A 13127-nucleotide genomic window follows, 5' to 3' on the forward strand; every position below is an offset into this window, starting at 1 on the left:
CTGAATGTGATGGCCTATTCGCTGGCAAGCCAGCTCCTACAGGGGATGCGGGGAATCCCAAGCCCCTGACGCCGCTCGCCCTAAGGCACCACTTGCAGCTCGGTCTCCTTGGCAAAACGATGAATTTCCCGCTGCCCCGCGGCGGTGATTTGCACGGCTGGCGAATCATTGGACACACCCATCCAGCCAGACTGCATGAACAGTTGCAGCAACGCCGCGCCCAGTGAACCGCCCATGTGTGGACGTCTTTCGCTCCAGTCAGGACAAGCGCAGGCGGCTCTGCTGGTGCTGTTCGCCAGCGCCTGGACGAACACTCCGCGTTTCGCCAGTTGCGTGGCGCCCTTGTGAGTGATCGACACCCGCTGTTCGAACTGTTCGATCCAGCCCGCATTCAGCAGACGCTGGTAGAGGTCGGCGGCCAAAGTGCCGCCCAAATGATCGTTGCACAGCCTGGCGCGCAACAATGGCGAAGGCGCTGCCTGAGTCTTGGAGAGGGGTGTATTGCGTTTGAAAATATCCGGGATGTCCCGTGGCGTGCTGGCAATCGTTGCACTGGCCAATGCTTCTATCGCAGCAGCGACTTCGGGTGCGGCAAGCCGAAAGAACCGCTTTCGGCCGCGGATTTCAACGTTCAACAGACCACCGGCGGACAGACGTCCCAGGTGTGCACTGGCCGAAGACGGTGACACGCCGGCCAGCAACGCCAGCTCTTCGGATTGTCGCGCCGTGCCATCCATCAAAGCCCACATCATTGCGCTGCGCTTTGGGTCAGCCAGCAACGTGGCGATGTGGCTGATGCAAGGTGCATGTTCCATGTATTCACTCCCTGTTGAATCGTTTCGTCTACTGCTCAATGGCATAGTATAAGCGGGTTGACCGCTGGATCCTGCCCTGCGTAACCCATCGGTGGTGATAGTTCCTGAGGGAAATTTCGCTATTTTCCTGCGACTAATGACCTTCGCCCGAGAACGTCGGAAATTGACTACTTGAACTGGCGCAGCGGCTGACGAGCATTTCCCGCAACAGGTTCACCGGTTTACTCAATTGCGCGCGATGGGCGCACAGCAGATTCAGTGGTGCGCGCTCACATTGCAGCTCCGGCATCAGCACCTTTAACCGACCGGCCAGCACGTCGGGGGCGACATCGAGCCAGGATTTGTAGGCGATTCCGGCACCCGCGACAGCCCACAGTCGCACCACATCGGCATCATCGCTGAAGCGATCACCGCTGACCGTCAGGCTGACCTCGCGTTTGCCGTCATGAAAACTCCAGTGATCGTGGACCCGGCTGCCGAGCATGAACAGCAGGCAATTGTGTTGCGCCAATTGCTCAAGCTGTCGTGGCTCACCCTGCCGGGCCAGGTAACTCGGGGCGGCGCAAAGAACGCGGCGATTCTGCGGGGCGATGGGCAGCGCCACCAGGCTCGAGTCTTCCGGCTCGCCGTACCTGAGGGCAATGTCCACCGGTTGGCGGAACAGGTCGGCGATGCGGTCCCCCAGTAGCAGGCGCACCGTGAGTCCGGGATGCTCGCGCTGAAACTCGTCGAGCCACGGTAGCAGCAGGTTTCGACCGAAATCCGAAGGCGCCGACAGCTGCAGGATCCCACTGACCTGATCCTGACTGCTGGCCAATAACCGGCGCCCCTCGTCGAGATTGCTCAACGCCGCCCGGGCGTATTCGAGAAACCCCTCTCCCTCGGCGGTCAGGCGCAGGCTGCGCGTTGAACGGGCAAGCAAACGGGCGCCGAGTTGCTGTTCAATACGCTTCAACGCCGCGCTGGCCACCGCAGCGGACATGTCCATTCCTCGCGCCGCCGCCGACAAACTGCCCAGGTCCGCTGCCCGGACGAACAATTGCAAGTCATCGAAACGCAGCATTTCCAGCCTCGATTATCAAAAAAATATTGAAAGAGACTGCTCTTGTAGCGGGTTTTATATTGCGCAGAAATAGCCAATCATCTGCCCATCGAAATCAACCCCCTCTCCCGGAGTCGAATATGTCCCAGCCGTTCACCGCCATTGCCACCCTGATCGCCAAAATCGACAAACAGGACGCCCTCGAACAGCACTTACGTGCGCTGCTGGAACCCACCCGTGCCGAGGCCGGTTGCGGTCAATACGACCTGCATCAGGACCTCGCCAATCCGCTGGCCTTCTACATGATCGAACAGTGGAGCAGCGACGAGGCCCTGCAAGCCCATGACGCCAGCGCGCATATCCAGAATTTTCGGGCCAGGGCCGGCGATTTCCTCGAACACTTCGAACTCAAGCGCCTGCGCACCCTGGCCTGACGTTCTGTTATCAATTTTCGGAGTCCTCCATGAAAGCCATTGCTTATTACACCTCCCTGCCGATCAGCGACGAGACATCCCTGCAGGACATCGAACTGCCGGAACCGGTTGCCGGTCCGCGTGACCTTTTGGTGGAAGTCAAAGCCATCTCGGTCAACCCGGTCGATACCAAAGTCCGCCAGAACGTCCAGCCGGAAGCTGGCATGGCGAAAGTGCTGGGCTGGGACGTGGCCGGTGTGGTCAAGGCCGTCGGCAGTGAAGTGACCTTGTTCAAGGCGGGCGACAAGGTGTTCTATGCCGGGTCCATCGCTCGAGCTGGCGGCAACAGTGAGCTGCACGTGGTGGATGAGCGGATTGTCGGCCATATGCCCGAAGCCCTGGATTTCGCCGAAGCCGCCGCCCTGCCGTTGACCGCCATTACCGCCTGGGAACTGCTGTTCGAACGCTTGCAAGTGCACGAAGGCCAGACCGATGAAGGTCAGAGCCTGTTGATCGTCGGGGCGGCCGGCGGAGTGGGGTCGATCCTGACTCAACTGGCCAGCCAGCTTACCGGGCTGAAAGTCATCGGCACCGCCTCCCGCCCGCAAACCCGAAGCTGGGTCAGCGAGCTGGGCGCCGATCTGGTCATCGATCACAGTCAGCCGCTGAGCGAAGAACTCAAACGTGCCGGCATCGAGCATGTCACCCATGTTGCCAGCCTGACCCAGACTGACCATCACCTGGATCAACTGATCGAGGCGCTGGCGCCACAAGGCAAACTGGCGCTGATCGATGATCCGAAGGCCCTCGACGTGACCAAGCTCAAGCGCAAGAGCCTGTCGCTGCACTGGGAGTTCATGTACACCCGCTCGCTGTTCGAGACCGCGGACATGATCGAGCAACATGAACTGCTCAATCGCGTCGCGCAGCTGATCGACGCCGGGACGCTGAAAACCACGGTAGGAGAGCACTTCGGTACGATCAACGCGGCCAATCTGCGTCGCGCCCATGAGCTGCTGGAAAGCGGTAAATCAAGGGGAAAGATTGTGCTTGAAGGGTTCTGAAGATCTAAAAACCTGAAAATCAAAAGATCGCAGCCTGCGGTAGCTCCTACAGGATCTGTGAACATCCGAAATATTCGGATACACATCGATCGATGCAGGAGCGGCCGCAGGCCGCGGTCCTTCGCGCTCAAACCGTCAGTCCGAGAGTTGACCGTTGTCACAATTGCGACCGTATTCGGGTCTACAATCGTGGCCACTGCAAAGCAATCTTTTACATAAAGGAGGTCAGCAATGAAGATCCTGATAAAAGAATTGGCAAAATCCCAGTGGCAGGTCCGCCTGGACCAACTTACCGTGACCTTCCGCAGCGAAGCCGAAGCTCGCGCCTTCACCCGAACCCTTGAAGCACGCCTTCACGCCCCTCATCAATTTCCCGACCAGCAGCAGCGCGCGGCTGGCTGACCGACCTCAGACCTGGGCTTGCGCCAGTGCCCGGGCATTTTGCAAACGTCGGGTGAGCATCGCCACGCTCACCACCAGAATCCCGCACAGACTGATGACCATGGCCATCGGCACGGCGCTGCCATCGTGTAAAACACCCACCAACGCCGCAGCGCCGGCGGCGACGCTGAATTGCAGGCAACCGAGCATCGCCGACGCACTGCCGGCCCGGGCACCCTGCCCGTTCATGGCACAGGCCGAGGCGTTGGGCAGGATGCAACCCAGGCTGGCGATGCAGATAAACAGTGGAATCAGCAGCGGCCACAACTGCGCGGTGTGCATCGAAGTGACGGCGAGCAGCACCAGGCCGGCACCGACATAGATCCAGACCGTGCGGGTCAGCAGAAACGCCGGGCCACGCTTGGCCAGCATGCGTGCATTGACCTGCGCCACCAGGATGAATCCTGCCGCATTGGTGCCGAACAGCCAGCCGAAATGCTCGGCCGGAACGCCATAAAGTTTGATAAACACAAAGGGTGAACCGGCAATGTAGGCAAACATCCCGGCGATGGCGATGCCACCTGTCAGGGCGTGGCCGAGAAACACTGGATCCGCCAACAGCCGAGCGTACTGACGCAGCGCCCCCGATAACGGTTGGCGTGGCACATGGGCGGGCATGCTTTCCGGCAGCCCGAGGGCGACGGCCAGTCCCACCAGGGCACTGAAACAGGTCAGCACGAGAAAGATCGACTGCCAGCCTGTGGTGTTGATCAACAGCCCACCCAGCATTGGCGCCAGAATGGGTGCCAGGCCCATCACCAGCATCAGTTGCGAAAAGACCTTCGCCGAACCCACCGCATCGCATTTATCGCTGACCACTGCGCGGGCAATCACCATCCCCGCGCAACCACCCAGGGCCTGAATGAAACGCGCACCGATCAGCCATTCCAGGTTCGGCGCGAACGCGCAGGCCAGGGAGGCAGCGGTGAACAAGCCGACACCGGTCAGCAAGGGGATGCGTCGCCCGAAGCGATCCGCCACCGGTCCATAGGCCAGTTGACCGATAGACAAGCCGAGAAAATAGGCCGCCAGGGTCATTTGAACGTGCTGTTCATCGGTGCCAAACGCGAGCGCCATCGCCGGGAAGGCCGGCAAATAGAAATCGATCGCCAGCGGGCCGAAGGCGCTGAGGGCGCCAAGAATCAAAATGGTACGAAAGTTCATCAGGCATCCAGTGGGACAGGTCGGCAGCCCCACAGTCTAGCCGCGCATGGACCCCTTGAACATTCTGTTAGGTCGCTAACTATTAAAAATCACTCGATGAATGCGGATGCCCCTGTAGGAGCTGGCTTGTCGGATCGCCGCACCGCAGCGAAGGCGGCGTAACTGCCAACACGCATGTTGAATGTTATGGCCTCTTCGCTGCGGTGCGGCGATCCGACAAGCCAGCTCCTACAGGGGATTGCGCTTGATCTCAGGCGACTTTCGCTTCGAAGCCTTCTTCGGTCATCAGCGCGATCACTTGGTCCGTCGTCAACGCACTCTCGACCCCGACTTCTTTCGCCGCCAGATCGACCCGTACGCTAGCCGCCGGATCCTTCGCTTGCAGCGCCTGAGTGATGGCTTTGACACAGTGACCGCAGGACATGCCTTGAACGTTGAACACTTGCATGGGAGGACTCCTTGAGTGGATTGCGAGCAGTCTGGAGCTTGACACCATGGCAAGGTCAAGTTCTGCAGCAAACTGCCGGGCTGGCAATCGTCGCCGCGCTCGGCCAAGCTGCGTCCATCAGTGATTCGACTTCAGGAGATTCAGCCATGCGCTGGTCAGCTCTCAGCCTGTTTGGCTTCATCAGCCTGTTTGCCGCGACACCTTCGGTACACGCCGCCGGGGAGGACTATGGCGTGCTGATCATCTCCCGCGAGCGCCTGGAAGTCGCGACCTCCTGCGAGATCGGCGTGTATGTCCAGGACCAGTTGGCAGCGCGGCTGTTTCAGGAACAGAGCACCTCGTTCAACCTGCCGCCGGGCACTGTGTCCCTGCGCCTGAAACTGCTGCCGGGACAGGCCCCGGGTTGCAATCCGGGGATGCTGGCGCCGGGCTCGCAGAACGTCACGCTCAAGGCTGGGGATGTGTTGAAGTTCCGGATTGCGATGACGCAGGAGGGGATGTATTTGAAGCCTGCGGCTTTAGAGTATTGAGTTGCCTGTTAAAAGATCGCAGCCTGCGGCAGCTCCTACGGGATCGGGTTAACACGCGGTCGATGTAGGAGCTGCCGCAGGCTGCGATCTTTTGATCTGAATCATGGCGCTTGACCTTGCCCGCATGGCAAGGTTGATCCTGTAGGCATCTTCTACAGGGAGCGCGACCGATGTCCGAATCCACCACTTTCGATCTGCCGATTGCCGGCATGACCTGTGCCAGTTGCGCCGGGCGTGTCGAGCGCGCTTTGAGCAAAGTCATCGGCGCCAGTGCCGTCAGCGTCAACCTCGCCACCGAGCAGGCCCGGGTTCAAGCGCCCAGCGACAGCCTGCCGGCCTTGATGGACGCCGTGCAGCAAGCCGGCTACAGCGTGCCGCAGCAGACCCTGGAGTTGAGCATCGACGGCATGACCTGCGCCTCCTGTGTCGGCCGGGTCGAACGTGCGCTGGCGAAGGTGCCGGGGGTGAAGCGTGTCAGCGTCAACCTGGCCAACGAACGCGCCCACCTCGAGTTGCTCGGCCAGATCGATCCGCAGGCCTTGGTCGCCGCCGTGACCAAGGCGGGTTACGGCGCCAGCGTTTGGGAAGTCGAACACCCGCTTACCGACCATCAGCAACAGCGCCTGCACCGCGAGCGGTGGGCCTTGATCATGGCGATCGTCCTCGCCCTGCCGCTGGTGTTGCCAATGGTGCTGCAACCCTTCGGCGTGCACTGGATGCTCCCGGCCTGGGTGCAATTTGCGCTGGCGACGCCCGTGCAATTCGTCTTCGGTGCGCGTTTTTATATCGCCGCATGGAAAGCCGTGCGAGCCGGTGCCGGTAACATGGACTTGCTGGTGGCCTTGGGCACCAGCGCCGGGTATGGCCTGAGTCTCTACGAATGGGCCACCGCCGCCGGGCGCACGCCGCACCTGTACTTCGAAGCCTCGGCGGTGGTGATTGCGCTGGTGTTGCTGGGCAAATACCTGGAAAGCCGCGCCAAGCGCCAGACCGCCAGCGCCATCCGCGCCCTCGAAGCCTTGCGTCCGGAGCGAGCGATTCAAGTGATCGACGGCCGTGAGCAGGACGTTGCCATCAGCGCCTTGCGCCTCAACGACCTGGTCATGGTCAAACCCGGCGAACGTTTCCCGGTGGACGGCGAAGTCGTCGAAGGCCAGAGCCACGCCGACGAAGCGCTGATCAGCGGCGAAAGCCTGCCGGTGCCGAAACAGCCCGGCGACAAGGTCACCGGCGGTGCAATCAATGGCGAAGGCCGGTTGCTGGTGCGCACCCAGGCCCTGGGCGCGGAAACGGTACTGGCGCGGATCATCCGCCTGGTGGAAGACGCTCAAGCGGCGAAGGCGCCGATCCAGAAACTGGTGGATAAAGTCAGCCAGGTATTCGTCCCGACAGTGTTGCTGATCGCGTTGGCGACCTTGATCGGTTGGTGGCTGTACGGGGCGCCGATGGAAACGGCGCTGATCAACGCCGTTGCGGTGTTGGTGATTGCTTGCCCTTGCGCACTCGGGCTGGCCACGCCGACGGCGATCATGGCCGGCACCGGGGTGGCAGCGCGCTACGGGATTCTGATCAAGGACGCCCAAGCGCTGGAGCGTGCCCATGAAGTCAGCGCCGTGGTATTCGACAAGACCGGCACGCTGACCTCGGGTGCGCCGCGCATCGCCCATTTGAGTGCGATCGACGCTGATGAAACCGCCTTGCTGCAAAGGGCCGGTGCCTTGCAGCGCGGCAGTGAACATCCACTGGCCAAGGCCGTGCTGGACGCTTGCGCCGAACGTGGCTTGAATGTGGCCGAGGTCAGTGACAGCCAGTCCCTGACCGGGCGCGGTATTGCCGGCACCCTCGAGGGTCGGCGGCTGGCGCTGGGTAATAGGCGCCTGCTGGAAGAGAGCGGTTTGAGCGCCGGTCCATTGGCGGATAGCGCAACCGCATGGGAAACCGAAGGCCGGACCCTGTCCTGGCTGATCGAGCAAAGCCCCGAGCCGACAGTGCTGGGCTTGTTCGCTTTCGGTGACACCCTCAAGGCCGGCGCGCTGCAAGCGGTGCAACAACTCGCCGCACGCAACATCAGCAGCCACCTGTTGACCGGCGACAATCGCGGCAGTGCCAACGTGGTCGCCGAGGCGCTCGGTATTCAAGATGTCCACGCCGAAGTGCTACCGGCCGACAAAGCCGCCACCGTCGCCACACTCAAGAAAACCGGGGTCGTGGCAATGGTCGGCGACGGCATCAACGATGCCCCGGCCCTGGCCGCTGCCGACATCGGCATCGCCATGGGCGGTGGCACTGACGTGGCCATGCACGCCGCCGGAATCACCTTGATGCGCGGTGACCCACGGCTGGTGCCGGCGGCGCTGGACATCAGCCGCAAGACCTACGCGAAGATCCGGCAGAACCTGTTCTGGGCCTTCGTCTATAACCTGATCGGCATTCCGCTGGCAGCCGCAGGCTTGCTCAACCCGGTGCTCGCCGGCGCGGCCATGGCGTTGTCGAGCGTCAGCGTGGTGAGCAATGCGCTACTGTTGAAAACCTGGAAACCCAAGGATCTGGAGGACAACTCATGAACATCGGCCAAGCGGCCCGCCAGAGCGGCCTGAGCGCGAAGATGATTCGTTATTACGAATCCATCGGCCTGCTCAAGGCCGCCCATCGTACCGACAGTGGCTATCGAATGTACGGCGACGACGACCTGCACACCCTGGCGTTCATCAAGCGCTCCCGTGACCTGGGATTTTCACTGGAAGAGGTCGGCAAATTGCTGACCCTCTGGCAGGACCGTCAACGCGCCAGCGCCGACGTCAAGGCGCTGGCCCGTCAGCATATCGAGGAACTGAACCGCAAGATCCTCGAGCTCGGCCAACTGCGCGACACGCTGCAGGACCTGGTCGAGCACTGCCATGGTGATCACCGTCCCGATTGCCCGATCCTCAAAAATCTCGAGTCTGGCTGCTGCGCCGCGACTGCTCGCGCCTGAACGCCATCAATCCTTGAATGTGGGGCAAAAAAAACCGGCCGAAGCCGGGTTTTTTATTGACCTGTCACTGCATCCAGGGCGGAGGCGGTTCTTCGGTCTTGCCAGGTGGCGCGTCGTCTGCGGCGCGTACCGCCTGCTTGCGTTCTTCATCGAGGCGTGCGGCCTCGATTTCGCGCATGATGCCGCCAACGTCGGCCAACTCTTCCGGCTCGTCGAACTCACCGGTCAAAGCACTGGCCGGGTGCAAGGTGCCGGCTTCGTACAGTGCCCACATTTCCTTGGCGTACCGGGTCTTCTTCAACTCCGGGGCAAACCGCCCGAAGTAGGACGCCATGTTGCCCACGTCCCGCTCCAGCATGCTGAACGCGTGGTTGTTACCCGCCGCATCCACCGCCTGCGGCAAGTCGATGATCACTGGACCGGTAGGGGTCAGCAGCACGTTGAATTCCGACAAATCACCGTGCACCAGACCGGTACACAACATCAGCACGATCTGCGAAATCAGGAACGCGTGATATTCGCGCGCCTGGTCCGGCTCCAGCACAACGTCGTTCAGACGCGGTGCGGCATCGCCATATTCATCGGCTACCAGCTCCATCAGCAGCACGCCTTCCAGGAAGTCGTAAGGTTTGGGCACCCGAACGCCCGCACCGGCCAGACGGAACAACGCCGCCACTTCGGCATTCTGCCAGGCGTCTTCGGTTTCTTTCTTGCCGAACTTGGAACCCTTGGCCATCGCTCGGGCCTGACGGCTGTTGCGTACCTTGCGACCTTCCTGATACTCGGCCGCCTGACGAAAACTGCGTTTATTCGCCTCCTTGTAGACCTTCGCGCAACGTAACTCGTTACCGCAGCGCACCACGTAAACAGCTGCTTCTTTACCACTCATGAGTGGGCGCAGCACCTCGTCGACCAGACCGTCCTCGATCAGGGGTTCAATGCGTTTTGGAGTCTTCATCAGCTTTTATTGTGGGTCCTTTATTACCAAACACGCGAAAGTCATTCGTTATACGGCAATCCACTCATTCGGGGGAGGGGTTGCCGACCTATGAACAGTGCGAACGCGCACAATGTGCCGGAAAACCCGGCAAACCCGACCACCGTTTATCGTCCGCTCAGGATCATAACCGAGCCTGCATCATTTGTTGGCGAAAGGTTGCAAGGGCATTTGCGACATGAAGTTGATATCCGGACTCATACCCTTCGCTGGATTTTTTTTGATCAACCTCCATTTGCGCCGCCCGCGGTTTAGAACCTGAAGACTTGAAGACAGGATCAATAGATCATCCGAATGCGGCCCAAGCGTTCGGCAGCTCCTGTAGGCGCTGTCGAGCGAAGCGAGGCTGCGGTCTTTTGATCCTGATTCCTACAAACCGGTGATCCATTTGCCCTATAGACAAAACCACAACTTCGGCAGATTATTTTTCCCCGCAAAACCCCTCACTCAAGAGAGCTGTTCATGAGCAAAAAGCCATCGAAAAATGGCCCGAACAAGGCCAAATCCATCATCGCCCAGCCACTGTTCCGCAGCCGTCAGGAACGAGCCGGTAAAGGCAAGGGCAGCTACCGCCGCGAAGCCTTCCAGTCTGACAACTGGGAGGCTTCTTACTTTCTGGCGGCCTGAAAGGCAAGCAATCGCTCAACATGTTAAGGTCTGCACCTGATTCGTATTCCCTGGACCTGTGCATGCCCCTTTGTCTTTCCCGTCGTTGGCACGTTCGCCAACTGATAGCTGCCTCCAGCCTCATTTTGCTAGTCGCCTGCGCGGAAAAACCGACCGCCGCCGACGCCCAACCGCTTCAGACCCTCCCCGTCGCGACAGCCCCTGCGGTGATTCCTCCCGTGGTGCCGACCGGTGACAACCTCGACATCCAGCCGACCCAGACCTTCGCCGAATGGCAGGCGGGTTTCCGCAGGGACGCGCTGGCCGCCGGTATCCGCGCCGATCTGTTCGACCGCGCCTTTGCCAATGTCAGCCTGGACACCAGCGTGATCCGCGCCGACCGCAGCCAACCGGAGTTTTCCCGCCCGGTGTGGGAATACCTCGACGGCGCCCTTTCGCCGCTGCGCGTACGCAAAGGCCAGGCGCTGGTCAGCCAATATGCCGACATCCTGCAAAGCATCGAGCAGCGCTATGGCGTCGATCGTCAGGCACTGGTTTCGGTGTGGGGCATGGAGAGTAACTTCGGTCAGTTCCAGGGCAGCAAGTCGGTGATCAACTCCCTGGCGACCCTGGCCTATGAAGGTCGGCGTCCCGGATTCGCCCACGCGCAACTGATTGCTGCACTGCAAATCCTGCAACAGGGTGATATCGAACAAGAGGCGATGCTCGGTTCCTGGGCCGGAGCCATGGGCCAGACCCAGTTCATCCCCACCACGTATAACACCCACGCCGTGGACTTCGACGGTGACGGCCGGCGCGACATCTGGGGCAGTCCTGCCGATGCACTGGCCTCGACCGCGCATTACCTGCAAAGCTCGGGCTGGCAGAAAGGCCAGCCGTGGGGATTCGAGGTACAACTGGCCAGTAGCTTCAACTACGTTCTGGCCGACGGCACGACTCGCAAGAGTGTTGCCGAATGGCTGCAACTGGGGGTCACGCTGCCCAATGGCGCCCAGGTTCCGCCAGGCTCCGAACAGCTGTCCGCGGCCCTGCTGCTGCCAGCCGGTTATCGCGGCCCGGCGTTCCTGGTCCTCGACAACTTCCGAGCGATCCTCAAGTACAACAACTCGTCGTCCTACGCGTTGGCCGTCAGCCTGTTATCCGAGCGTTTCAACGGCGCGGGCCTGATCAGCGGCACCTGGCCGAAAGATGATATGCCGCTGAGCCGTACCGAGCGGATTGAACTGCAAAGCCTGCTGAGCGCGCAGAACTACGATGCGGGCACCGCCGACGGCATCATCGGTGCCAACACCCGCAAGGCGATCCGCAGTGCACAGCAGTCGTTTGGCTGGCCGGCGGATGGGTATCCGACGCATAAGTTGCTCGAAGGCCTGCGTAACCGCTAAAAGCTTCGCGGGCAAGCCCGCTCCCACAGGGTTCAAGGTGTACGCCAATATTGCGTTCACCTTTGAATGTGTGGGAGCGGGCTTGCCCGCGATGACTGACTGTCAGGCAGCAACGATCTAACGCTTGATTACCACATCCTGCTCCAACACCAACGCCTTATTCCCCGCATCCAGCCTCACCAACGCCCCCATCGGCAACGTCAGGTTCGGATCGCAATGCCCGCTGCGCCACCCGGACAGCACCGGTATCCGCAACGGCGCGAAGGTCTGCTTGAGCAAGCGCTCCAGCGCAGCGACATCAACTCCTGCGATATCCCCCACCAGCACCCCGCGCAGCTTGTGCAGCGTGCCGGCCAGACGCAGATGAGTCAGCAGCCGGTCAATGCGATACAGCGGCTCGTTGATGTCCTCGATGAACAGGATGACACCCTCGGCATCCATCTCGTACGGTGTGCCCATGGTCGCGGCAATCATCGACAGATTGCCCCCCAGCAAACGCCCGTGAGCGATACCAGGCTCAAGGGTGGTCAACGGGTAAGCCACCGGGTGCGTCAGCACACTGCCCGCCTTCATCTGCCCCCTGAGCATATTGAAAAACGACGACTCGGTTGGTTTTTGCTTTTCGCCCAACAGATCAGCGTTGAGCATCGGCCCATGAAAGGTCACGAAGCCTGCGTAACGGCTGATCGCCAGGTGCAGCGCGGTGATGTCGCTGTAGCCGATGAATGGCTTGGCGTTGCAGCGCAATAGGTCGAAGTCGATGCGATCAAGCAATCGCGGCGTACCGTAACCGCCGCGAAGACAGATGATTGCATCGACCTCGCTGTCGGCAAATGCTGCGTGCAGGTCATTGAGCCGCATCTCGTCGCTACCGGCCAGGTAGCCATCCCGCTCGTACACTCCGGGATACACCCGCAGCGAATAACCGCGCGTGCGCATCCAGGCGATGGCTTTGTCGGTGTCCAGCGCTGCGGGACCGGCGGGTGCAATGACGCCTATCAGCCCTTGCGACGGCAAGGCGGGAACAGGCGCGTGAGGACACAGCGTGTGGGTGGGTCTAACGGTCATCCATGAATCTCCCTGCGTGAAAGCGTCAACACACAGTAGTCAGGAACGGGGACAAACAGAAGAGGGTCAGTCGCCCCGCAGGTTGCAGGAAAAAACTGTAATGGCTGTGGGACGGGCAAAAAAACGCCCGCAAGGCCGGAAAGCCTTACGGGCAATTCT

14 protein-coding genes are annotated in these 13127 nt (G+C 61.0%); 8 read left to right on the forward strand and 6 right to left on the reverse strand.

The annotated features are described in order from the left end of the window. Positions 1-80 precede the first annotated feature (80 nt). Both ACA067_RS29070 and vimR read right to left on the reverse strand, forming a co-directional pair. Positions 81-815 (reverse strand): ArsR/SmtB family transcription factor, encoded by a 735-nt coding sequence (locus tag ACA067_RS29070; protein ID WP_497459590.1) that lies wholly within the window; start codon positions 813-815, stop codon positions 81-83. Between the two features lie 133 nt (positions 816-948). Further along, entirely contained in the window at positions 949-1878 is a 930-nt protein-coding gene (gene vimR, locus ACA067_RS29075) for a transcription regulator VimR (RefSeq protein WP_497459591.1), read from the reverse strand. A 119-nt stretch (positions 1879-1997) separates the two neighbouring features. Here vimR and ACA067_RS29080 point away from each other — a divergent pair, with 119 nt between their 5' ends. The 3 genes from ACA067_RS29080 to ACA067_RS29090 all read left to right on the forward strand — a co-directional run bounded on the left by ACA067_RS29080 (position 1998) and on the right by ACA067_RS29090 (position 3736). Continuing rightward, a complete protein-coding gene (locus tag ACA067_RS29080; RefSeq protein WP_497459592.1) occupies positions 1998-2291 on the forward strand; it encodes a putative quinol monooxygenase in 294 nt (97 codons plus the stop codon). 29 nt (positions 2292-2320) lie between these two features. After that, positions 2321-3334, forward strand: coding sequence for a zinc-binding alcohol dehydrogenase family protein (locus ACA067_RS29085; RefSeq protein ID WP_497459593.1), 1014 nt, complete (start codon positions 2321-2323; stop codon positions 3332-3334). Positions 3335-3565: 231 nt separating this feature from the next. After that, complete coding sequence (locus ACA067_RS29090) at positions 3566-3736, forward strand: hypothetical protein (protein WP_497459594.1); 171 nt, start codon at positions 3566-3568, stop codon at positions 3734-3736. Positions 3737-3742: 6 nt separating this feature from the next. Here the strand turns inward: ACA067_RS29090 and ACA067_RS29095 are convergent, their stop codons facing one another. Both ACA067_RS29095 and ACA067_RS29100 read right to left on the reverse strand, forming a co-directional pair. Continuing rightward, on the reverse strand, positions 3743-4939 hold the full coding sequence (locus ACA067_RS29095) for a multidrug effflux MFS transporter (RefSeq protein ID WP_497459595.1): 1197 nt from the start codon (positions 4937-4939) through the stop codon (positions 3743-3745). Between the two features lie 250 nt (positions 4940-5189). Continuing rightward, on the reverse strand, positions 5190-5387 hold the full coding sequence (locus ACA067_RS29100; protein WP_497459596.1) for a heavy-metal-associated domain-containing protein: 198 nt from the start codon (positions 5385-5387) through the stop codon (positions 5190-5192). A 146-nt stretch (positions 5388-5533) separates the two neighbouring features. On the opposite strand from ACA067_RS29100, the gene ACA067_RS29105 reads away from it, so the two are divergent. The 3 genes from ACA067_RS29105 (at position 5534) to cueR (ending at position 8891) form a co-directional block, all read left to right on the forward strand. Next, a complete protein-coding gene (locus ACA067_RS29105; protein WP_497459597.1) occupies positions 5534-5917 on the forward strand; it encodes a hypothetical protein in 384 nt (127 codons plus the stop codon). A gap of 170 nt (positions 5918-6087) precedes the next feature. Continuing rightward, positions 6088-8481: a heavy metal translocating P-type ATPase gene (locus ACA067_RS29110; protein WP_497459598.1), complete on the forward strand. Its 2394-nt coding sequence runs from the start codon at positions 6088-6090 to the stop codon at positions 8479-8481. Continuing rightward, positions 8478-8891: a Cu(I)-responsive transcriptional regulator gene (gene cueR / locus ACA067_RS29115; protein WP_497459599.1), complete on the forward strand. Its 414-nt coding sequence runs from the start codon at positions 8478-8480 to the stop codon at positions 8889-8891. The genes ACA067_RS29110 and cueR overlap by 4 nt, the downstream gene beginning before the upstream one ends. 64 nt (positions 8892-8955) lie before the next feature. On the opposite strand, the gene ACA067_RS29120 is transcribed toward cueR, so the two are convergent. Beyond that, the gene (locus ACA067_RS29120; protein ID WP_150747300.1) at positions 8956-9849 is read right to left on the reverse strand and encodes a PA4780 family RIO1-like protein kinase; all 894 of its coding nucleotides are present in this window, start codon (positions 9847-9849) and stop codon (positions 8956-8958) included. A 501-nt stretch (positions 9850-10350) separates the two neighbouring features. Here ACA067_RS29120 and arfA point away from each other — a divergent pair. Together arfA and ACA067_RS29130 are read left to right on the forward strand one after the other, a co-directional pair. Next, positions 10351-10515: an alternative ribosome rescue factor ArfA gene (gene arfA / locus ACA067_RS29125; RefSeq protein WP_017340991.1), complete on the forward strand. Its 165-nt coding sequence runs from the start codon at positions 10351-10353 to the stop codon at positions 10513-10515. Positions 10516-10577: 62 nt separating this feature from the next. Then, complete coding sequence (locus ACA067_RS29130; RefSeq protein ID WP_497459600.1) at positions 10578-11900, forward strand: lytic murein transglycosylase; 1323 nt, start codon at positions 10578-10580, stop codon at positions 11898-11900. Between the two features lie 117 nt (positions 11901-12017). Here the strand turns inward: ACA067_RS29130 and ACA067_RS29135 are convergent, their stop codons facing one another. Beyond that, the gene (locus tag ACA067_RS29135) at positions 12018-12968 is read right to left on the reverse strand and encodes a S66 peptidase family protein (protein ID WP_497459601.1); all 951 of its coding nucleotides are present in this window, start codon (positions 12966-12968) and stop codon (positions 12018-12020) included. Positions 12969-13127 lie beyond the last annotated feature (159 nt).

Source organism: Pseudomonas sp. LBUM1674, assembly GCF_059695635.1.